Source organism: Roseimicrobium gellanilyticum, from assembly GCF_003315205.1.
In the GTDB taxonomy this organism is placed as follows: domain Bacteria; phylum Verrucomicrobiota; class Verrucomicrobiia; order Verrucomicrobiales; family Verrucomicrobiaceae; genus Roseimicrobium; species Roseimicrobium gellanilyticum.
Genome location: NZ_QNRR01000007.1, coordinates 423,768 through 444,576 on the forward strand (window position 1 = coordinate 423,768; position 20,809 = coordinate 444,576).

The 20,809-nt window shown below is 59.5% G+C and carries 16 protein-coding genes; 10 read left to right on the top strand and 6 right to left on the bottom strand.

Annotated features, from left to right (window positions below; genetic code table 11):
* Positions 1-69 precede the first annotated feature (69 nt).
* The 3 genes from DES53_RS20345 (at position 70) to DES53_RS20360 (ending at position 3,670) form a co-directional block, all read left to right on the top strand.
* The gene (locus DES53_RS20345) at positions 70-1,005 is read left to right on the top strand and encodes a zinc metalloprotease (RefSeq protein WP_113960137.1); all 936 of its coding nucleotides are present in this window, start codon (positions 70-72) and stop codon (positions 1,003-1,005) included.
* A 291-nt stretch (positions 1,006-1,296) separates the two neighbouring features.
* Positions 1,297-2,643 (top strand): exodeoxyribonuclease VII large subunit, encoded by a 1,347-nt coding sequence (gene xseA / locus DES53_RS20355; RefSeq protein ID WP_113960139.1) that lies wholly within the window; start codon positions 1,297-1,299, stop codon positions 2,641-2,643.
* A gap of 172 nt (positions 2,644-2,815) precedes the next feature.
* On the top strand, positions 2,816-3,670 hold the full coding sequence (locus DES53_RS20360) for an alpha/beta hydrolase (protein WP_170157251.1): 855 nt from the start codon (positions 2,816-2,818) through the stop codon (positions 3,668-3,670).
* A gap of 20 nt (positions 3,671-3,690) precedes the next feature.
* Here the strand turns inward: DES53_RS20360 and DES53_RS20365 are convergent, their stop codons facing one another.
* The 4 genes from DES53_RS20365 to DES53_RS20380 form a co-directional block, all read right to left on the bottom strand.
* Positions 3,691-5,922 carry an ankyrin repeat domain-containing protein gene (locus tag DES53_RS20365; RefSeq protein WP_113960141.1) on the bottom strand — a complete coding sequence of 744 codons (2,232 nt, stop codon included), beginning with the start codon at positions 5,920-5,922 and terminating at the stop codon, positions 3,691-3,693.
* Between the two features lie 212 nt (positions 5,923-6,134).
* A complete protein-coding gene (locus DES53_RS20370) occupies positions 6,135-7,511 on the bottom strand; it encodes a 3-keto-disaccharide hydrolase (RefSeq protein ID WP_113960142.1) in 1,377 nt (458 codons plus the stop codon).
* Between the two features lie 113 nt (positions 7,512-7,624).
* Complete coding sequence (locus DES53_RS20375) at positions 7,625-8,311, bottom strand: phosphoribosylanthranilate isomerase (protein ID WP_113960143.1); 687 nt, start codon at positions 8,309-8,311, stop codon at positions 7,625-7,627.
* A gap of 259 nt (positions 8,312-8,570) precedes the next feature.
* Complete coding sequence (locus DES53_RS20380; RefSeq protein WP_113960144.1) at positions 8,571-8,984, bottom strand: response regulator; 414 nt, start codon at positions 8,982-8,984, stop codon at positions 8,571-8,573.
* A 116-nt stretch (positions 8,985-9,100) separates the two neighbouring features.
* On the opposite strand from DES53_RS20380, the gene DES53_RS20385 reads away from it, so the two are divergent.
* The 6 genes from DES53_RS20385 (at position 9,101) to DES53_RS20410 (ending at position 17,881) form a co-directional block, all read left to right on the top strand.
* Complete coding sequence (locus DES53_RS20385) at positions 9,101-9,787, top strand: RNA polymerase sigma factor (protein WP_206026087.1); 687 nt, start codon at positions 9,101-9,103, stop codon at positions 9,785-9,787.
* 96 nt (positions 9,788-9,883) lie between these two features.
* Complete coding sequence (locus DES53_RS20390) at positions 9,884-12,322, top strand: bifunctional serine/threonine-protein kinase/formylglycine-generating enzyme family protein (RefSeq protein WP_113960145.1); 2,439 nt, start codon at positions 9,884-9,886, stop codon at positions 12,320-12,322.
* 484 nt (positions 12,323-12,806) lie between these two features.
* A complete protein-coding gene (locus tag DES53_RS20395) occupies positions 12,807-13,370 on the top strand; it encodes a response regulator (protein WP_113960146.1) in 564 nt (187 codons plus the stop codon).
* A 119-nt stretch (positions 13,371-13,489) separates the two neighbouring features.
* Positions 13,490-13,927: a TIGR03067 domain-containing protein gene (locus DES53_RS20400; RefSeq protein ID WP_113960147.1), complete on the top strand. Its 438-nt coding sequence runs from the start codon at positions 13,490-13,492 to the stop codon at positions 13,925-13,927.
* An 85-nt stretch (positions 13,928-14,012) separates the two neighbouring features.
* Positions 14,013-16,451, top strand: coding sequence for a PSD1 and planctomycete cytochrome C domain-containing protein (locus tag DES53_RS20405; RefSeq protein WP_113960148.1), 2,439 nt, complete (start codon positions 14,013-14,015; stop codon positions 16,449-16,451).
* Positions 16,448-17,881 carry a DUF1501 domain-containing protein gene (locus tag DES53_RS20410; RefSeq protein WP_245958219.1) on the top strand — a complete coding sequence of 478 codons (1,434 nt, stop codon included), beginning with the start codon at positions 16,448-16,450 and terminating at the stop codon, positions 17,879-17,881. Before DES53_RS20405 ends, DES53_RS20410 begins: the two co-directional genes overlap by 4 nt.
* 9 nt (positions 17,882-17,890) lie before the next feature.
* Here DES53_RS20410 and DES53_RS20415 read toward each other — a convergent pair whose 3' ends face one another.
* The gene (locus DES53_RS20415; protein WP_113960150.1) at positions 17,891-18,709 is read right to left on the bottom strand and encodes an alpha/beta hydrolase; all 819 of its coding nucleotides are present in this window, start codon (positions 18,707-18,709) and stop codon (positions 17,891-17,893) included.
* A gap of 24 nt (positions 18,710-18,733) precedes the next feature.
* A complete protein-coding gene (locus DES53_RS20420; RefSeq protein WP_170157252.1) occupies positions 18,734-19,465 on the bottom strand; it encodes an SDR family oxidoreductase in 732 nt (243 codons plus the stop codon).
* A 99-nt stretch (positions 19,466-19,564) separates the two neighbouring features.
* On the opposite strand from DES53_RS20420, the gene DES53_RS20425 reads away from it, so the two are divergent.
* Positions 19,565-20,464, top strand: a complete 900-nt coding sequence (locus DES53_RS20425) for a class I SAM-dependent methyltransferase (RefSeq protein ID WP_113960152.1) — start codon at positions 19,565-19,567, stop codon at positions 20,462-20,464.
* Positions 20,465-20,809: the final 345 nt, after the last annotated feature.

Consider the following 20,809-nt stretch of genomic DNA (forward strand, 5'->3'; position numbering starts at 1 on the left):
GAGGAGCGCGAATGGTCGCCAGCACAGGCGGCCCACAGGAGGGCTGACCGCATCGTCGGCATTCTCCCCATGAGCGCGCACCGTCAGGCCCAGCAAAAGCAGGCGAAAAACCGGCGCAGTGCCAAAAGTGGCAAAGGGGAAAAGATGCGCCTGAAGGCGGCGCATGAGAAGGAACTCATCGACGCGAGGCGCAGCAATCCGAACTACGCGGAACCCGATTTCCACCAGGCGGGGGATGCGAGCTTTGAGGATGATGACTTTGACCCGATGGCCATCCCGCCCACGGGACAGAAGCGGAAGCTGGTGGTGGGTCTCTTCCTGGTGCCGGTATGCATTGTGGCGGCAGTGACGCTGCTGGAATTGTTCTTCCGCGCCACGGTGGATGGGAAGTTCTGGAAGTCGGAGGGTTTTTGGTTCTTCACCTTTGGCTGCATGTTGTGGTTTGCGCTGGGCTGGTTCCGCATGCAGCCGGCGTGGCTGTATGTCTTTGCCCATGAGTTCACCCATGTCATCGCCGCGAAGCTGAGTGGCGGGAAGGTGCATGCCATGCACGTGTCCGACGAAGGGGGCTATATCGAGACGGACAAGACGAATGTCCTGATCACGCTGTCACCCTATCTGGTGCCTCTCTATACGGTGGTGATCTTTGCCATCTACGGTTTGCTGGAGGCGTTCGTCGACATGCACCGGGACGTCATGTGGACCCTGCCGTTTCTCGAGGTCACCATGTGGATTCGGTGGGCCTGGCTCGTGTACTTCTTCGTGGGGATGACCTGGTGCTTTCACATCACGTTCACCCTTGAGGTCTTGCGCACGGAGCAGAGTGACCTGGAGCACAATGGCGAATTCTTCTCCATCATCCTGATCTTCCTCACGAACCTCGCCCTCATCGGCGCGCTCTTCATTGTGGCATCGCCCACGGTAAACTGGATCGATGTGTGGGAGGACGCGAAAGGCATGGTGCTGTGGGCTTGGGAATATGTGAGCGCCCTTCGCTCGACGTGATGGAAGGTTGATGATATGTCGCAGCCTGCGACATGGGACATTCACAGCGACCGCTTTCTCTTGTTTTTCTGCAAGCCCTCGTGCTCACGGTGGTGCAAGCCTTGCTCTTGTGGGTGTTTGTGAGAGTGCTGCATTGGGGATTTTTCCCCTCCTTGCTCCTGGCGGGAGCGGTGGGAATGGGCATCTGGTACGCCCTTGTGAGCCTGTTGCGGAGCCGCGCGTCGCGAAAGGTCGAGTGAAGGCTTGACCCCGATTCCGCGATCCCCTAAGCGGTAGCCCAGCCCCTTTTTCATGCCTGATCCCGCTGTCCTCACCGTCTCTGCATTGACCCGCTCCATCCGCTCACTCCTTGAGGAGCAGGTGGGAGACGTGTGGGTCGAGGGGGAAATCAGCAACCATCGCCTGCAGAGCTCCGGGCACCAGTATTTCACGCTGAAGGACGAGACGGCGCAGATCTCTTGTGTGCTCTTCCGAAATGCCGGCGCTCGTCTGCCCATGCCGCTGCGGGATGGCATGCAGGTGCAGATCTTCGGCGGGCTCACCGTGTATGAGGCACGCGGGAACTACCAGATCATCGTCCGCACCGTGCAGCCGAAGGGGCAGGGGAGCCTGCAGCAGCGCTTCGAGGCATTGAAGCTGAAGCTCGCAGCGGAAGGGCTCTTTGACATGGAATGGAAGAAGCCCATTCCGCGTTTCCCCCGTTGCGTGGCGCTGGTCACTTCGCCCACGGGCGCGGCCATTCGTGACATGCTGAACATCCTCACCCGTCGTGCCCCGTGGGTGCGGGTGATGGTGTTCCCTGTGCGCGTGCAGGGGCAGGGTGCAGAGCAGGAGATTGCGAAGGCGATTGAGCTCCTGAATCGTGCTGAAGAAATCGACCTGCCTGTGCCGGATACCATCGTGGTAGGTCGCGGAGGCGGCAGCCTGGAGGACCTGTGGAACTTCAACGAGGAGGTTGTGGCGCGTGCCATCTTTGCCTCGGAGATTCCCATCATCTCCGCAGTGGGACACGAGATCGACTTTACCATTGCCGACTTCGTGGCGGACTTGCGTGCGCCAACACCCAGCGCTGCGGCCGAGTTGCTCGCGCCCGACGTCACGGAACTGCGCCGGCACTTTGACGCACTCGACAAGCGTCTCTCCTTCCGGGTGAATGCCACCCTGGAGCAGCATGAGCGTGTGCTGGAGCTCATGGACAAGGGCGCGCTGCACCGCGAGCCCGTGCGTCTGCTGCGTGATGCCGAGCAGCGCGTGGATGATGCGGAGAGCAGCTTCCATGACGCGCTCTCCGGCTTCTGGCGCGAAATCGAAGATACGCTCATCCATCACCAGCATGCCCTGGAGCGCTTCCAGCCGACTCGCCTTCTGACCGACGCAGGACACCGCATGGACCTGCTGCAGCACCGCCTTGCGAGCATGGTGCGCCAGCGCATCACTCAAGACGACGAGCGCATCCGCTCGATGCGCAAGCTCCTGAAGAGTCTCGGGCCGGATGGCGTGCTGGCTCGTGGCTTCTCCATGACTACCGACCCGACGGGCAAGGCAATCTCCGATGCCACCAAGGTGCGTGTGGGGGACATGCTGATCACGAAGTTCGCAAATGGCAGTGTCTCCAGCGTGGCGACGGGGAACAAGTGAGAGGTGAGGCCGGGCCTCACCCAAGGATCGGGGACATTCCTGTCCCCGCTGTGGGCTGGCGATCACCTTGAAGCTTCGATATCAAAGGAGTTGCCACCGCAAATCGGGGACAGGAATGCCCCGCTCCTTGACGGCACCCAAAGTACACTCGGCCCACGTTTTAGATCCTTGGATGAACCTCCGACTGCCGCAATACGCACGTTTGTTATCATGGAGCCTGTTGCTCCTGATCATGGGCATTCTGACGAGCTGTGTGGGGTACATCCCTCCTCACTCCGGTGAGAGTGTGCATCGGGACATTGTCTTCGCCCGGACACCTCAGCGCGATCTGAAGCTGGACCTCTATGTGCCGGAGACCAAAACCAAGGAGCCTCCACCCGTCGTGATCTGGATGTACGGCGGAAGCTGGAAGTTCGGGTGGAAGGACATTCACGTCGTGCTCAGGGATCTCTCCCACCACGGTTTCGCTGTTGCCTCGATCCAGTACCGCTTCAGCAAGGAAGCTCCGTTTCCCGCTCAGTTGCAGGATGCCCGCGCCGCTGTGGCATGGCTTCAAGAAAACGGCGCACGCTACGGTGTGGACGGCTCGCGTATTGGCGTGAGCGGCGAATCTGCAGGTGCGCACATCGCAGCACTGCTTGGAGTGCTGGATGGTCCGCCAGACATTCGTGCCGTGTGCGCGTTTTCACCACCCGCAAATCTCGTCGCGCTGTATGAAAAGCATGCGTGGACGGGCAATCAGACCATTGCCAATCTTTTGCGTGCGCGACTTCCGGCGCATAACGATCTCGCCGCGGCTGCCAGCCCCACCTTCAACGTGCGCCGTGGCGCTTCCCCATTCCTCATTCTTCACGGCCGTCTCGATCCCCTTGTGCCCGTGCAGCAAAGCGAGGAACTCAACGACGCCTTGCATGCGCATGGGGTGGAGTCCACCCTCAAGGTTTTCCCGAACAAAGCGCACTGGTTCAGCATCAATCAGAAGGAGATTGCTGGGGTGGCAAAGTTCTTCCACCGGCACCTTGATTGAGCGAGGCTTGTGGCTGGCAATTACAGATCGGCGTCTTTGAGTGACTGCATCATCCACTCATTGTTCCACTGCACGGCCGCACGAATCATCTCCTCTTCATACGCATTGCGGGCGTCGTGACGCACAGAGGGCTTCTGAAACAGCTCGTCGAAGTGGAAAAAGGGGCGCAGTTCTATCGGAATCTGGGGCCACATCCTCCATGCTAACAGCCTTGGATCGATGGGGCGATTCTTGTCGGGCTTGTTTTGCCTCGCCCATACGTCGTAGAGGTCCAGCATGCCGGGCTTGAGGCGGCAGCTGTCTGGAGTCATGCCGATGGTGCCATCACTCAATCTGAGCAGATAGGGCCAGAATTCAGGAGGGTAGGCTTTCAATTCCTTTTCACTCAAGACCGGTTGCGGAGCGTCCACGTTCATGGACATTTGCGCGGTCATGCGCTCGACGAACTGCTCGCGAATCAGGTGTATGGCGACTCCATTCTTCCAAAGGGCGATGCTTTCCTTCCAAACTTCTGGCAGTTCTTGGCCATAAGGCAGCGACCTGAGGGTGATGCCCAGCAGGAAGAAGGTGCCATTCACCTCCTTGACCAGGGGGATGAAATCTTCGAGTTGGTAGTCATTCTTGGGCACCTTCACGGCACGCCAAATGCGGCGCGTGCGGAGTGTCTCCACATGTTTCCCTCGGCGGCGATGGTCCGCAGAAATGGTCTGCAACCAAAAGCATCCCGGACTTATCGGTCCATGGCTGTGCGCGGGTGGCGCAACGCAATCCAGCCACGCGTGTAGGCGGGTGCCATCCGCAAGGGTGAGTGCGGTCTCTTCGCAGGGGTGGAACCCCAATAGCGCATTGGAGCCATCGTGCTCCGGCACGCATCGCATCAGCTCATTTCCCTGCGTGGCGAAGTCGGGGTCACGCCGCCGGATGCGGAACATGATTCGCCTGAGGTTGGGATTGTCCCGCAGGAGATGTTGCAGTGCCTCGTAGCATCCTCCGTTGATGAGATTGAGCAGGAGTACGGGCGTGAGTACGGTGCCCAGTCCTCTTGCTTCATACTTTCTCAATTCGGTAATGTGCTGGTCAGACGCGAGGCCGTGCAGAAACGTGATGATGTGTCCGCCTTGACCATCACCTTGGAGAAAGAGAGGAATCTCCCAGGGTTTCACGAGAGGTATCAGTGGTGAGAGCTTCTGCTCCACCCACTGCAGGTCCTCCTTGCTGTATCCCATCGTGAGGTGCACTTCTGAAATGACCTTCCCCTTGTGTCCATAGCCATTCTCTCCATAAGGCTGGCCACCTTCAAAGGTCGCGCCCAGATCCAAAAGCAAGTCTGAAAGAGTCCAGTCCCGCTGCTGGATGGCCAGCATCAGCGGCAGATTCCTTCCTGCACAGTCGAGCCCTTGAGGGGTGGCTCCATGGGAGAGCAGCAATCCGATGATCTTGTCCGCTTCTTCCTCGTGCTTCTCCCGCCCTTCCTTGATCGCATAGGAGAGGGCGCTGTGCCATTCGTTGAAGTTTCGCTCCAGGATCCAGCAGGGGACGTTGGGATTGGCTCCACGCTCGAGCAGAAGCTGCACCGCCTCGGAACGCACGCATCGCACCGCAGCCTCCAGAAGCACATCGAGGACGCACGTGCTTTGTTGGGAAAGTTGCTCTTCAAAGCGGAGTTGATCCCGGTAACCGCTGAATCTCGGGACAGGGCCTTCCGGCAAATCATCCCGACTGAGGAGGCATTGCAGCAGGGAGTTGTGTTTGGCGATGATGGCGCAGGCCCCGATTTCGGCGGCGGCCGGAGCTTCCAGACGGACCGTTGGCAGGCGCCGCGGTATCCAGGTGGAGAGAGCTTCAGCTTCCTTTTCCGTCGATGGAATCCCGCTGCTGTCATTGATCGGCACCGAGAGAGCATCACCCTCCAGAAGATGCGCCGCACCGGCGAGGAAATTTCCCTGGGCGGTGGGCGAGATTCTTGGCCAGAGAAGGTCGGCGAGCGTGCACAGCCCGTGTCTTCCTGCCATCCACGCACGTTGCTCAAATAAGGGCGTGAGTTGGACCATGACATTGCCGGACAGGCTCAGAGCCAGCTCTTCCAATCTGTCCAAGGTCCCATACCGGACTGCCGGATCCCACATGCCTGCGCAGCGCAACCTGAACCCGTAGTGCATCCAGTCTACGATGCCCTCGGGCCGCTCGGTGGTGGCCTTGGCGAGGTCTTGGAGGAGTTCTGGAATGCTCCGGTTGTCTTCCTGCGAATTCATCGTGTCTCGGCTTTATCCCATTTCCATGCTCGAAATGATGTCACAGCAAGTCCCTGTCTTCAGTGCAGGGGGGGAGTTTTTCCACGGCGAACATTGCGCCACTGAGCCGTTTTGCATCAAGGAACTTCGCCTGCGATGAAGCGAAAAGAAAACACGGCGCCCGCGAAGGACGCCGTGTTTGTTCAGTTCAAGCTGTCAGTGGAGACCTCGGCCTACAGGCTCTTCACCTGCACATCCTTGAAGCTCACCGGATCGCTGTGGCCAGCGAAGCCGAAGAAGCCATTGGTACGGTTCAGGCCGGGGTGTGCCTTCGGAGCGTCGGGCTTGGAGCCCATCACCGTGGAGGGATCCACCTTGCTGAGGTCGGCATCAAGAATGACGGTGCCATTGAGCTCCACCTTGATGGTGCTGCCCTTCACGGTCACTTCCTGGAAGTTCCACTCACCGGCGGGGCGGGTGTATCCACGTTGCGCGGCGACCATGCCGTAGGCGCTGCCATGGAACTGACGCGCGTCGAGTTTGGCGTATTTCTCCGCGTCGTTGTCGAGCACTTGAAGTTCGGTCATGCCCACGTAGGCCGTGTCACCCTGTCCAGGATAGCGAATCGCCAGGCCGTTGTTTCCACCCGCCGGCACCTTGAATTCCACGCGCGCGGCGAAGTCTTTCAGGTCCTGGTTCCAGTACACTGTGCCGCCCTTCTTGTCTTTGCAGCGGATGGCTCCGTCCACGACTTCGTAGTTCTCCAGGGGACCGGCCCATCCATCGAAGTCTTTGCCGTTCCACACGCTCTTGAAGCCCTCACCGCCCTTGCTGGAGAGAATCTTGTTGGCCTCTTCCGCTCCAATTTCACGGATGAAGATGTTCTTCCAACGGATCTCGCCACCGTGGGTTTGGAGCTGGATGGGTCCCTTCGCAGGCACCGGGCGCGGGGCGGGGGGAGGGGTGTTGCCCTTCGGCTTGGCCTTGTCGTAGTAGTTTTCGAGGATGGCGTGATCCACCACGAGCTGGTCATTGAGCCAGATGCTCACGCGGCTGCCCACCATGACGATGCGGAACTTGTTCCATTCACCGAAGGCCTTGTCCGCTTTCACGAGCGGGTCCTTGCCGGGATTGCCGGCGGCGTTGTTCCAGAGACCACCGGAGCCCTTGGGCTTGCCCAGTTGCACGGCCTTCTCATCGCTTTCCGTGGAGTCCCAGATCTGCACCTGGGGCACACCGCGAAGGTAGATGCCGCTGTCTGCCTTGGGCACGGTCTTGTACTCGACGAGAAGCTCGAAGTCACCGTAGTCCTTCTCCGTGGTCGCGTAGTCGCCGAAGCCATCGTTCACCAGTTCATCGCCTTCCACATACCAGTGGGGCTTGCCGGTCTTGTCACTGACCTCCATCATCTTGGCGGTCCACTTTTCGATTTGCGCCTTGCGCTCTGCCTCCGGCATTTCGAGGAGCTTGCGATGGTCAAAGGTGCTGCCGCCGCGCCAACCAGTGAGATCCTTCTTGTTGAAGAGAGCCGTGAATCCCGCGGGCGGTTCCGCTGCGGAAGTGAAGCCGGCCACCAGGGCAAAGGCGGAGAGTAGTAGGGTGCGTTTCATGAAGAATACAATGCAGGGCGGACAATTACGCGCCCCATCTTGAAGTGTTTCGTCGGGTACTTCTAGGATTGTGCACAATGATACGCTTCTTGTGCATCGGCCTTAGGCCTGGCCTAATTCACCGCCGCACCTGTGCGCGTCGCTTCGATGAAACGCCTTACCTTTTCCAGGTTCTTCACACCGGGTGAGGCATCCTCCACCCCGCTGGCCACATCCACCACCTGAGGGTGCACGCCAGCCACGGCTTCAGCGACATTCTCAGGTGTGAGTCCACCTGCCAGCCACAGATGGCGTTCTGGATAGCGTTGCTTGAACTCCTGAGCGAGCTTCCACGGAAACGTCTCGCCAATGCCGCCACGCATGCCGGGATGGTACGCATCCAGCAGAATGTTCTGCACCGGGAATGCTGCGACACCATCAAGGCTGGACTCATCCTTTACCTGGATGGCCTTGATGACATTCAGGCCTTGCTCCACGAGACGCGCGCAAAAATCGGGAGTCTCATCGCCGTGCAGTTGCACGAAGGAAAGACCGACGGATGCGGCAGTATCCTGCACGTCGTTAGCCTCGGCGTTCACAAAGAGACCGACAAGCTTTGTTGTCCCTGGAATCTCGCGCGCCCAAGTCAGAGCCGATTCGAGCGGCAGATGCCGCTTCGATTTTGGCCAGAAGTTCAGGCCGAGGTAATCCACGCCCAGTTCCGCAATGGCCAGCGCCTGCTCACGTTGCGTCACTCCGCAGATTTTCACCCGGCAGTTTTCATGCGGCAGGATGGGGGATGACGGATTGGATTCGGACATGGGGGCCGACATTGAATCATGGATACGAGTGGATTCAACTCATGAGGCGTAGCGGGCGCTGGGAAAAATACAGAAGGCTTCTCCAGAAGCCTTGTTTCATGGTGGCATTGCCCATGATTCACCAGGAATGATATGCGATGTCGAGGGGCGATAGACAGCCCGAAGCGTTTGTTCTCCAGACGCGTGAAATGATAGGGCGTGCGGGCGTGAAAGGCTTCTGGAGAAGCCTTCTACATTGTGGCTGCACGCGCGCAAAGGACTACTTTGTCCCCTTCGCCGGCAGCACATTGCCTGCCGCATTCATCAGCGCATCCAGATTGAGCGGCAGGGGGACCTGGCCGCGGACACGAGCGTCACTTTGGGCAGCGCGGAAGGCGGCGGCATCTTCGGGACGCGACAGGAAGACCACGGGCGGTGCGGTGACGGCGCCAGTATGCACCTTGGTGTAGACCTTGGCCAGGAAACGATCCAGCAGGATGCCGCTGATGTCCGGCAGATCGATCGCGAAGATGAAAAGGGCGTACTCGCGCTGTAGGGCGCGCTCAAAGGCGTGCTCCGCATTGGCGGCGTCATCGAGTTCGCAGTGACGGAAGGCGGTCAGCAACTCACGAATGAGGCGCCGGTTCGGCAGGGAGGCATCGGCGACTAGGACACGCGGAGTGGGCTCGGGCATGCCTCACCCATAGAGAGAAAAAGCAGGTGTCAATCGCACAAAGTCCGCAGGATGGTCGCCCGTAGGCTCGTAATTTCCGCTTGCCTTAATCGACTACGCTCTCGACACTTATTCCCATGCCCCGCACAACCCCAGAGTTGGAGCCCCGTACCCCCCGTTCCAGCGGGGAGGAGCGCAAACAGCGCACCATGTGCGAAAAAACGCGCAAGAGCCTCATTGAGAAGCTCGACAACTGGGAGGACCATCGCGTCTGGGATGAGTTTTATCAGACCTACTGGCGTCTGATCTTCAGTGTGGCCACGAAGGCTGGCCTGACCCGCGAGGAGGCATTCGATGTGGTGCAGGAAACCATTCTGGCCATCGCGCGCCAGGTGAAGAAGGGGCAGTACGATCCTCGTGCTGGTTCCTTCAAGGCGTGGCTCCTGCAGATGACGCGCTGGCGTATCCTGGATGTCTTCCGCGCTCGCAAGCGTCAGCCCTCCCTTGCCGACCAGGGCAATGAGCACTCGGAAAATGCCGAGCTCGCCATGGAGCGGCTGACGCACGAGAAGGACAACGTGCTGGAAAAAGTGTGGGACAAGGAGTGGAAGGACAACATCACCTCCGCTGCACTGGAGCGGGTGAAGAGCCGCGTTTCACCGCGCCAATTCCAGATTTTCGACTGCTATGTGCTGAAAGGTTGGGGCGTGAAGAAGACGGCCGAGGTGCTGGGCATCAATGCCGCCCAGGTCTATCTGGCGAAACATCGCGTCGGTGCCCTCGTCAAAAAAGAGGTGCAGGGACTGGAAAGCACCATGCTCTAAGGCGGATTCCGGATTGGTCATTCAGCAGGGTTTTTATGCGCGCTCCGCTGGAAGGTTGGGCGAACGCCTGCTAGAATTCCGCTGTCCCATTCTTTCATGCCTCCTCCCAAGCCTGCCCAGGAGCAGCCAGCGGCATCGCCTGCTGCCGGAGGTCCATCTTCAGGCATGAAGCCCGGAAGCGCCCGGGGCAGTGGACAGGCGCGGACCTCACAGGAGCCGCTGAGCTCCCGGGATGAGGACATCCCGATTCCGGATCTCAAGCTCATCCGCCGCATCGGCTCCGGTGCCTATGGTGAAGTGTGGCTGGCCCAGACAATCACCGGTGCCCTGCGTGCCGTGAAGGTGGTATGGCGGGAGGACTTTGAGTACGAGAAGACCTTCCACCGGGAGTTCGAAGGCATTCAGCAATTTGAGCCCATCTCCCGCGGACATCCCGGGTTGGTGAATGTGCTCCACGTAGGGTGGAACGAAAACCGTGGCTTCTATTACTATGTGATGGAACTGGCGGACGATGCCGATCGTGGAAAAGACATCGACATCACAACCTACGTGCCCCGCACGCTGACCACGGATTTCAAGACACATGGCCGGCTGAATCTCGAGTTCTGCAAACAGACCGGCATCTATCTGGCGGATGCGCTGGGATACATGCACAGCTACGGGCTCACGCACCGCGACATCAAGCCGTCCAACATCATCTTTGTGGGAGGCGTGTGCAAACTGGCGGACATCGGCCTCGTGGCTGCGCATGGCGAGCGTTCGTTCGTGGGCACAGAGGGCTTTGTGCCGCCGGAGGGCCCGGGTACCTTTGCTTCGGACATCTACAGCCTTGGGAAAGTGCTGTATGAAATCAGCTCGGGGAAGGACCGCATGGAGTTCCCCGAGGTGCCGGACGATCTCACGGCAGGCGAGTGGAAGCTGTGGCGCGAGTGGAATGGCGTTATCTGCCAGGCGTGTGCGCCGAATCTGAAGGAGCGCTTTGCCAGTGCTGCGGACTTTGCCGAGGCACTGCGGACCGTGGGAGTACCGAAGCCGGTGCCCATGAGCAGCCGCCTGTGGGGCGCTGCCTGGCGATTGGTGTTGGGCTCGTTTCTTTTTGGCGCGCTGCTCGCTGTCTCCAAGCGCACTGCGGAGTGGCGCTATGTGGTGCAGGCACCGGAGTCTCGCGAGCTGACGCCCGAGGAGATTGCCCAGGCAAAGCTCCCACGTCAGGGCCGGATGTGGCTGAACAGCTTCGACCTCAAGTTCAACTGGAAGGGAGATCGCCATGTGGCGGAGAAGCCGGTGACGCTGGAGTCGCTGCAGCGTTTCCTGGATGACAGCATGCAGTCCTTCGAGGGCGAAGTGGTTCCCACCTTCCCAAAGGGCGGAAAGCCGGAGTATCCGGTGGTCGTTCCCAAGACGGATGCGGACGCCTTTGCCGAATGGATGACGAAGTACGATCAGGAGGCCGGCGCGCTGGATGCCAACTACGAGTACGCCTGGAAGCAGGATACGAGCGTGAAGCGCAGCGCGGCGAACGCGGACTGGGTTGCCTTCCGTCTGGAGGTGGTGCGGCTGCACTTCGGCCATGTGATCGTGGAAAGTTCTCCTGGCAGGGCGGAAGTCATGAACAATGGTGTCGCCCTGGGACCTACGCCGCTCGCGCTCACGCGCATGAAGGTGGGAAATGCCGAGTTCGTGGTGAATCTTCCCGGCTACAAGCGTGAGGTACTCAAGGGCAAGGTGGAGGAAGGGAAGACGCTCAAGCTCGTGGCAAAACTCAAGCCTACGGATGCGGTGGCATTCGGCAGGAAGTGGAAGAATTCCCTGGGCATGGACTTCGTGCCGCTGGGAGATGTGCTCATGGCTGCGACCGAGACCCGCCGTGCGGACTACGCTACGTTCCTGCGCACGCTTCCCACATCGCAGCCTCCGCTGGTCGACGTGCGTTCTGACGTGACCCTGCCCATGACCCACGTGAGCCGCACGGATGCGGAACTCTTCTGCAAGTGGCTCACGATGGTGGAGCGCACTCGTGGCTTGCTGGAGCCGAGTCAGAGCTACCGACTGCCTACGGATGACGAGTGGAGCATGGCGGCGGGACTTCCGCGCGAGCGTGGTGATTCCCCGGCCTCACGCAGCCAGCGCGCGTTGGGCATCTATCCGTGGGGCTTCAGCTGGCCGCCGAGCCCGGTCCCTGGGAACATGTGGGACCGCACCGCCGCCACCAAGGCAAAACGCAAGGACGGCATTGAGGACTTCAACGATGGCTTTGCCGACTTGTCCCCCGTCGGTTCGTTTGAGCCGAATGAAAATGGACTGCGTGACCTTGCCGGGAATGTCTGGGAATGGGTGCAGGACGATTTTGGCGGCGAAGATCAAAAACTGCGCCGACTGGGTGCGGTACGAGGTGGTGGCTTCCGTTCCGGAAACAAGGACGAGCTTCTCGCTTCCCATCGCAAAGCCATGCCCCCAGGGACTCGCGGAGATGAGATTGGTTTCCGCGTGGTGCTCAGCGAAGAGGGCGTGACAGCCCGCCAAGATGATGAGTGATTTTTTCTCCTACGTGGGAGAGAAATTGCGAGGCGGATTGCTGTAAAAATCAGGAAAATTTCTGATCTCCTCAGACGCAGATCTTAGAATTTAGATTAAGTGTTCGTGTGAACATAAATCTTTCTGTTGTAATTTTTGAACGGGCAGTCACAATGGCCTATCTTAAATTTTCGGACTGCCTAATCATTTGAGGTTGTTGTACCTAGAGATGGAGTAAAATATGTTTTAGCGGAGAAACTGAAAACGTCACACTGTCTGCTGTTTCGCAATTTTCACAATACGCGCATATTTGGATTGCATTTTTGATTATTACCTGTCATCATTCTGAGTATTCCAGCTATTCGTTTACGAAAAAGCTTGCTAATTTTTGGAATTTATGGAAATTTAAGTCGCACATTCTCAAATAAGCTCGCTCGTAAGCTTTTTGCACACACTCTCCCGACTCCCCACCTGCATCTCACACCCAACCTTATTGCCAACTAACATGGCTGAATCCTCCCCTGAGTTGATGACGGTCAAAGAGACCGCCGAGTACCTCCGCATTCCGCTGCCGACGGTGTATTACCTCGTGCAGCGCGGACAGCTCCCGGCAGTCCAGATCGGTGGACGGTGGCGCATCAAGCGCAGCCTTCTGGATCGCGATGTGCTGCGGAAGGAAGAAGAAACAGGCCAGCCCACCGTGCTTGTGGTTGATGATGATCCTGCGCTGCAGGCTCTCTTCAAGCAGTTCTTGAAGAAGGCCAACCTCGCTCGCCTCGTGGTGGGCTCTGGTGCGGAAGCGCTCAGCATGGCCAAGAAGCAGAAGTTCGACTTCGTCTTCCTGGACCTCAAGCTTCCTGACATTCCGGGGGATGAGGTATACATGCAACTCAAGGCGCTGGATCCCGATCTGCCAATCGTGGTGATTACCGGATATCCGGACAGTGAAATCCTTAGCAAGATTTTGGCTACCGGACCTGTGACGGTGATCAAGAAGCCCCTCGAGTTTGATCAGCTTAACAAGGCTGTGAAGCAGCTCGGACACAAAGGTGCTGAGGCTGTAGCTTAAGCTGTCACCTCTGAGAGGTACGGCATCCCGCAGCGCCGTCACTTCGGCGCATGGGATCGGGGAGGTGTCGGCAATACACCTTGCTGATTTGCATCGACCGATGAAGAGTTGGCGGCATCATGGTCCGCCCACTCATCATCACGATTATGGCGATGCTCTGGTCGCTGCCGCCATGCATGGCTGCGCCGCCTGCCGATGACCTCCAGCGGATGGAAGGTTCATGGACAGTGAAGTATGCGGAGAAGGGGAACAAGCCCGTGTCCACCCAGGAGGCGAAGGCGATGACGCTGCGCATCACGGGACCGGTTTTCTCCATCATGGTCGACGGGAAGGTGGTGAACAATGCCACGCTCTCCGTAGACGCCACCAAGGAACCGAAGCAGTTCAAAATGGCCTCGCCCGACGGGAAGCAGTCCGTTCTGGGCATCTACAAGATTGAGCCCGAGGAAATCCGCCTCTGCTGGGACAACTCGCCGGGAAAGAGGCCTGTCACTTTCAGTGGCATCAATGAGTCCGGGTCGCTGGTATACTTCCGGCTGGTGAAGGCGAAGTTGTAGGATGTGGCCTTCAGGGAGGTGAATTCTGCGACAGCGCGGAATCCGGTGAAATGCGGGAGGGGTGCGGCGCGTTAGCCCGGAGATCATGGGGACGCGTGTGGCCTGGCTGCTAAGCTCCGTTGTCGGTTTCGCTACAGCGACAGCCGTGGAGAGTCTTGCCGCCGCGCCTGACTTCGCGCGTGAAGTGCGTCCCATCCTTGAGGCGAAGTGCTTCTCCTGTCATGGGCAGAAGGAACAGAAGGCCGGTGTTGCGTTTCACACGCACTATCATGCGCATCGTCCGGCAGATTCCGGTGAGCCGGTGATGGTACCAGGCCAGCCCGAGGAGAGCTTGCTCTACAAGTTGCTTGTAACGGCGGATGAAGAGAAGCGGATGCCCAAGGACAAGAAGCCGCTCACGTCGGCCCAAGTGCAGGTAATCAAGGAGTGGATCTCGCAGGGAGCACCGTGGCCGGATGACGGATGGCGGCCTCCTGCGCATTGGGCCTATGTAAAGCCAGTGGCCGCGGGACTGCCGGACAAGGGGAGTCATCCTGTGGATGCTTTCATCAATGCGCGTCTGAAGAAAGAAGGGCTCACGCCCAATCCCGCTGCCCAACCCGAAATCTTGGTGCGCCGTTTGTTCCTCGATGTCATCGGTCTCCCGCCGACCATCGCTGAGGTGGATGCCTATGCAGCGAATCCAACGGAAGAGGCCTACGCCAAGCTGGTGGACTCACTCCTGGCGCGACCGCAGTTTGGCGAGAAGTGGGCCCGACCCTGGCTGGACCTCGCGAGGTATGCGGATTCGGATGGCTACCAGCGTGATGGTTTCCGCCAGGTCTGGCCATACCGCGATTGGGTGGTGAAGGCGTTGAATGATGACATGCCGTTTGATCAATTCACGATCGAGCAGCTTGCGGGCGATCTCCTGCCGCAGGCGACACCGCAGCAACTGGTCGCCACCGGATTTCATCGTAATGCCACACTCAATCTCGAAGCGGGCACCGATCCGGAAGAAGATCGTGTGAAGCAACTCGTCGACCGCGTGAATACCACCGGCACGGTATGGCTGGGTGCCAGTCTCGGGTGTGCGCAGTGCCACAACCACAAGTACGATCCGATCACCTCCAAGGAGTATTACCAGGTCCTGGCTTTCTTCAACAATACGCCGGTGGAGAGCCAGCAGGCACCCAAGGGCGCGCGCATGAGTTACATCGGCCCGGACTTCGTGATGGGCTCCTCACCTGAGGCCGTGGCACTGGCCAAAGCTGCGCAGAAAGATCTGGCCCTGTCCATGAAGCGCTACGAGGAGGCGGTGCAAGACAAGTGGGGAGAATTGGAGGAAGATACTGCGCGTGTGGCAAAACTGAAGCCGGGGCAGCGTGACCTTCTGCAGACGCCGGCGCAGGATCGCGACTTTGATGTATGCAGCAGGGTGCATCGCAGTCTCTTCAAGGGGGACACTCGATTGGACAAACTTCAGGACGTGGTGCAGCGGGGTCGAAAGAAGGTGGCAGAGGTGGGTGTCACGCGCACGGCCGTCATGCGTGATGAAGCCATGCGTGAGACCCGTATCATGCAGCGTGGTGATTTCCTCATGCCGGGAGCGAAGGTGGCGCCAGCGACTCCCGCCGCCTTGCACGCCTTTCAAAAGGATGCGCCATCCAACCGCCTCGGCTTTGCCCAGTGGCTGGTGTCGGAGGAGAATCCACTGGTGGGGCGTGTTGCGGTGAACCGTTGGTGGGCGGAGTTGTTCGGCCAGCCCATCGTGTCCACCATGGAGGACTTCGGGCTTCAGGGGGACAAGCCTACACACCCTGAGCTGCTCGACTGGCTGGCCGTTACTTTTGTGGAGACAGATGGATGGAGCTTCAAGAAGACGCTGCGTCGCATTCTTTTGAGCGAGACGTACCGGCGTGCTTCTGCAGCGCGTCCTGAGCTGCTGGAACGCGACCCACTGAACAAGCTGTTCGCGCGGAATGGTGGCATTCGTTTGGAGGCAGAAGCCATCCGTGATCAGGGACTTGCGGTAAGTGGACTGCTCTCCCCCAAGATGGGTGGACCGCCGGTGAAACCGGTGCAGCCTCCGGGCGTGTGGCGAGTCACAGGGGAGGTGGACAACAACTATACCACCTCCAAAGGGGAGGATGCTCACCGGCGAGGCCTCTACACGATTTGGAGGCGGCATGCACACTATCCGAGCTTTGCCACTTTCGACGCGCCGAACCGTGGCGCGTGCACGGTGCAGCGCACCCGAAGCAACACTCCTTTGCAGGCGCTCACGCTGATGAATGATCCCGCCTATGTGGAGATGACTCACGCACTGGCGAAACGCCTCTCTGTGCACCCGGGCAAGGACCTGCGTGAGTCACTGGCCTTCGGCTTCCGTACCGTGCTGGCGCGTCCACCCTCCAGCAGTGAGCTTGATTCGCTGGTGTCGGTCTATGAAGAGGGGAGAGGCTCGTTGAATGACGCCGGAGCAGCGTGGTTCGATGTCGCGAGCGTGCTGATGAACCTTCACGAAACGATCACCAAACCATGAGATACCATGATACATCATGGATGAGTGCCGGTGACGCAGGGGCGTTGCCCAACCTGCTGCACCGCCGGGCCTTGTTGCGAGGCATGACGGCTGGCATGGGAACACTGGCTCTCAACTCCCTGATCGAGCCGGGGCTCTTCGCTGCTGCGTCAGATGCTGGCCTGGCGCACTTCGAGCCCAAGGCTCGTCGGGTGATTTTCATGCACATGGTGGGTGCGCCTTCGCAGCTCGACCTCTTTGACTACAAGCCCATGCTGCAGAAGCATGATCGGCAGCTCTGCCCGGATGAGTTCATCAAGGGCAAGCGCTTTGCCTTCATCCGTGGGCACCCCAAGCTCCTGGGCACATGCTATCGATTCGACCGTTGCGGAGCAGGTGGGACGGAGATTTCTGAACTGCTGCCAAACCTCCAGACCGTGGCTGATGACATCTGCGTGGTGCGCAGTATGACCACCCAGGATTTCAATCACGGTCCGGCACAGTTGTTCTTCCACACCGGCCTGAATCGACCGGGGAATCCAAGCGTGGGCTCATGGGTGAGCTATGGCCTGGGGAGCCCGAATGCAAATCTGCCAGCGTACGTGGTGTTCGTTTCCGGCAAGATTCCCGGAGCAGGCAGCGCACTGTGGGGAAATGGTTTCCTGCCGAGCATTCACCAGGGCATTGAGTTTCGCAGTGCTGGTGAGCCTGTGCTTTTTCTGAACAATCCCCAAGGGATGGATGCCGGGCGGAGGCGTCGCATCATTGATGGTGTGCAGGCGCTCAATCAACAGCAGTTCACACAGACCGGGGATCCGGAGATTCTCACGCGCATGGGCCAGTATGAGATGGCCTTCCGGATGCAGACCAGCGTGCCGGAACTGATGAATTTGAAGGATGAGCCCCAGCATGTGCTTGATCTGTATGGGGAAGGAGAGTTCGCCCGCCAGTGCATCTATGCGCGTCGTCTTGCCGAGCGAGGAGTGCGATTCATCGAGCTCTTCCACGCGGACTGGGATACGCATGGCAATCAGCACGGCAAGCTTTCCAGCAACTGCAGGGCCGTGGACCGCCCCATGGCCGCACTGGTGAAAGACCTGAAGCAGCGTGGTCTTCTGGATGACACGCTCATTGTGTGGGCGGGGGAGTTCGGCCGCACGCCCATGCTGCAAGGCAGCGAGAATCCGGAGACCTGCGGACGCGATCACCACAAGGAAGCGTTCAGCATCTGGGTCGCCGGTGGTGGCATCAAAGGTGGTGCCACCTATGGAGCCACGGACGAAATGGGCTACTACATTGCAGAGAATCCCGTGAAGGTCCGCGACCTGCATGCCACGCTGCTACACCAGCTGGGGCTCGATCACGAAAAGGTCACCTTCCGTTTCCAGGGCCTCGATCAGAAGCTCACCGGTGTGGAAGAGGCGCATGTGCAGCGCGGGATGATTGCGTGAAGCAGCAGCCTACTTCGCCCTGAGCACGCTGGTGAAGAAACGGAATGTATCAGCCACGTGCTCCGTCCAGTACTCCCAGGTGTGCGCGCCCGGGTATTCCTCGTACACATGATGGATGCCTTCGTGATCAAGGTCGCGATGCAGCACGCGGTTGTATTCGATGAGGTCATCCTCCGTGCCGCAATCGAAACGGAACGGCGGCAGCTTGCCGCGGCGATGCAGCATGGCTTCGAAGACTCCCGGCTCTTCATCCGAGCTCAGCTTGAACGTATCCATCGGCTCCTCCACAAAGCCCTCCATCTGGCGGAAGTCCGTAATGCTGCTGTGAGCGCTGATGCCTGCAAACTTCTCCGCAAAACGCGCACCGAGTCGCAGTGCCCCATAGCCACCCATGCTCAGTCCGCTGATGAAGAGCGGCGCTTTGGTCACGCGTGGCTCCACTAGAGCCGCGAGGGTGGGCACCTCTTCCACGATCCATCTGGCGTAGTCCGCCTCCTGATGATGCAGATACCCGGAGCCATCTCCCCACAACCCATCGGAAGGCATGGCCAGCATCATGGGCTCGCATTCGCCGACTTTGATGAGCTTCTGAAGCACGCGATGCGCCGCACCTTTCAGAGCCCATGCCCAGTGGCTGCCGTACACGCCATGGAGCAGCAGCACCAGTGGCAGACGTTGTGCTGTCACACTGTCTTGCTCAGGAACGTAGAAGGTGACATCCGCACGCCGACGTAGCGCTGGGGACTTCACGGTTGCAAAGCGAAGACCCGGCTCTGTGAGCGAGGGCTCGGAGAGTTCAATCGTGCGGAAGGGCGGGGCTTCACTCATGAGTCTGCGGCTGGCTGTGCGTGGCTACTGGGGCTTCACGGAGAAATCGCTGTCTGCCATGCTGCGCAGCACGAGTTCACGCGTCACGCACCAGTCGTCCATCTCCAGCACCTTCAGGATCGCATCTGCCACGTGACGCGGGGTCAGAAACTTCTCCACAGGAGCCTTGCGATCGGATGCGCCATCCCAGAAGGCGGTGTCCACACCACCAGGAAGGACTGCGGTGACACGGACACCGTGAGCCGCTGCCTCTTCCTGCAGGCCGTGGGTGAAGCCACGCACGCCCCACTTGGCGGCGCAGTAGACCGTTTCGCTTGGGATGCCGCGCAGGCTCGCGGTGGAGATCACATTCACAATGTGACCTGCCTTGCGAGTCATCATGCGGCGGAGTGCTTCCTGGGAGCCGAGGATGGTTCCCTTGAGATTCACATCGAGCATCAGATCGATTTCCTCCTCTGAGTAATCGGGAATCCAGCGGTGACGTGCGAGGCCTGCGTTGTTGATCCACACGGCGATGGGGCCCACTTTGGTTTCGATCTCTTCGCCGAGTTCGCGGACTTCCGCCTGCTTTGACACATCACAGGGCATGGCGAGCACACCGTCCATTCCGACCATCTCGGCGGCGCTCGCGAGGGATTCGGCATCCACATCCGCCATGGCCACGGTCATCCCGGCACGGGCCAGTTCTTCACAAAGCGCGAAGCCAATGCCACGCGCCGCTCCTGTCACCACAGCTACCTTGTTCCGGAGAATCATGCCCGAATGTTGGCGGGACGGCGAAACTGGCCAGCGGTTTTTCGGCCTGTACTCGCGGTTGATTGTGACAACAGGCTGGGGCATGAAGTTGGCTGCCCCATGCCTGCCTCCCCTTCACATTCTGTCAGCGCCCCCATTCTCGCCCACGACTGGCGTGAGTATGAACTCCTCGATGCGGGCGATGGCATGAAGCTGGAGCGCTGGGGCGAGTATGTCCTGGCACGTCCTGACCCCCAGGTCATCTGGCCCCGGAGTGGCGAGTGGAGGCAGTGGGACGCCTGGTACCACCGCAGTGACAAGGGTGGGGGACGCTGGGAGTACCGCAAGAAACTGCCGACCTCCTGGACCATCAAGTATGGCGGGTTGACGTTCAAAATCTCGCCCACCGGCTTCAAGCACACCGGGCTCTTCCCCGAGCAGGCGGTGAACTGGGACTGGTGCAGCGGCCTCATCCGCCAGGCCAAGTCCAAGGCGAAGGACCGCGAGTTGTCCGTGCTCAATCTTTTTGGCTACACCGGTGCCGCCACCGTGGCTGCTGCTGCGGCGGGGGCGAGTGTGTGCCACGTGGATGCTGCCAAGGGTATGGTGGAGTGGTGCGGGGAGAATGCGCGGCTCAGCGGCCTGGGCAAGTCGTCCATCCGCTACATCGTGGATGATTGCATGGGCTTCGTGCGCCGCGAGATTCGTCGTGGCAGGAAGTATGACGGCCTCATTATGGACCCACCGAGCTACGGTCACGGTGCGAGTGGCGAGGTGTGGAAGATGGAGTCGCACCTCTGGCCGCTGCTGGAAGAGTGCCAGAAGCTGCTTTCGGATGAGCCCATCTTCTTCCTGGTGAATGCGTACACCACTGGCCTCTCACCCACGGCGCTGGGGAATGTGATGACGCAATTGCTGGGCTCGACAGGTGGGAAGCTCGCGACAGGTGAAGTGGGGCTGCCGATCACGCGTGGCGGGCTCACTCTGCCGTGCGGGATTTATGGGCGGTGGTGGTGGTAGGCGTGGTGCCTCTGCTCTTGAACGATACAAATCTATCTCGCATAGCCATGCGTGAATGGCATGGCTTGCGCTTTGCGTTTTGGAGTGCGGTGGCAAGCGCTAAGGCGCGACACCGCTTTGAACGGAGCAGCTCTTTGCAAATTTTTCTCAAAGGCTTGCTAGAATCCAGCTTCCTGCCGTAACTCGCTTCTATACCCGAACCGGGTTGGAAAATATCGTCCGCTTCGTTCAAAGCGGTGTCGCGCTTGAAGCTTGCCACCGCGTCTCAAAAGTCAAAGGTAAAAAGATCTCTCCTTGCCCGAACCCGAAGGGAACAAAGGGCTTGGTGTCCCCTCTTTCCCATTG

Excerpts from the sequence above, each read along its gene's own strand:
- DES53_RS20345 (WP_113960137.1), top strand. The coding sequence starts at position 70 with ATGAGCGCGCACCGTCAGGCCCAGCAAAAGCAGGCGAAAAACCGGCGC.
- xseA (WP_113960139.1), top strand. The coding sequence starts at position 1,297 with ATGCCTGATCCCGCTGTCCTCACCGTCTCTGCATTGACCCGCTCCATC.
- DES53_RS20360 (WP_170157251.1), top strand. The coding sequence starts at position 2,816 with ATGAACCTCCGACTGCCGCAATACGCACGTTTGTTATCATGGAGCCTG.
- DES53_RS20365 (WP_113960141.1), bottom strand. The coding sequence starts at position 5,922 with ATGAATTCGCAGGAAGACAACCGGAGCATTCCAGAACTCCTCCAAGAC.
- DES53_RS20370 (WP_113960142.1), bottom strand. The coding sequence starts at position 7,511 with ATGAAACGCACCCTACTACTCTCCGCCTTTGCCCTGGTGGCCGGCTTC.
- DES53_RS20375 (WP_113960143.1), bottom strand. The coding sequence starts at position 8,311 with ATGTCCGAATCCAATCCGTCATCCCCCATCCTGCCGCATGAAAACTGC.
- DES53_RS20380 (WP_113960144.1), bottom strand. The coding sequence starts at position 8,984 with ATGCCCGAGCCCACTCCGCGTGTCCTAGTCGCCGATGCCTCCCTGCCG.
- DES53_RS20385 (WP_206026087.1), top strand. The coding sequence starts at position 9,101 with ATGCCCCGCACAACCCCAGAGTTGGAGCCCCGTACCCCCCGTTCCAGC.
- DES53_RS20390 (WP_113960145.1), top strand. The coding sequence starts at position 9,884 with ATGCCTCCTCCCAAGCCTGCCCAGGAGCAGCCAGCGGCATCGCCTGCT.
- DES53_RS20395 (WP_113960146.1), top strand. The coding sequence starts at position 12,807 with ATGGCTGAATCCTCCCCTGAGTTGATGACGGTCAAAGAGACCGCCGAG.
- DES53_RS20400 (WP_113960147.1), top strand. The coding sequence starts at position 13,490 with ATGGTCCGCCCACTCATCATCACGATTATGGCGATGCTCTGGTCGCTG.
- DES53_RS20405 (WP_113960148.1), top strand. The coding sequence starts at position 14,013 with ATGGGGACGCGTGTGGCCTGGCTGCTAAGCTCCGTTGTCGGTTTCGCT.
- DES53_RS20410 (WP_245958219.1), top strand. The coding sequence starts at position 16,448 with ATGAGATACCATGATACATCATGGATGAGTGCCGGTGACGCAGGGGCG.
- DES53_RS20415 (WP_113960150.1), bottom strand. The coding sequence starts at position 18,709 with ATGAGTGAAGCCCCGCCCTTCCGCACGATTGAACTCTCCGAGCCCTCG.
- DES53_RS20420 (WP_170157252.1), bottom strand. The coding sequence starts at position 19,465 with ATGATTCTCCGGAACAAGGTAGCTGTGGTGACAGGAGCGGCGCGTGGC.
- DES53_RS20425 (WP_113960152.1), top strand. The coding sequence starts at position 19,565 with ATGCCTGCCTCCCCTTCACATTCTGTCAGCGCCCCCATTCTCGCCCAC.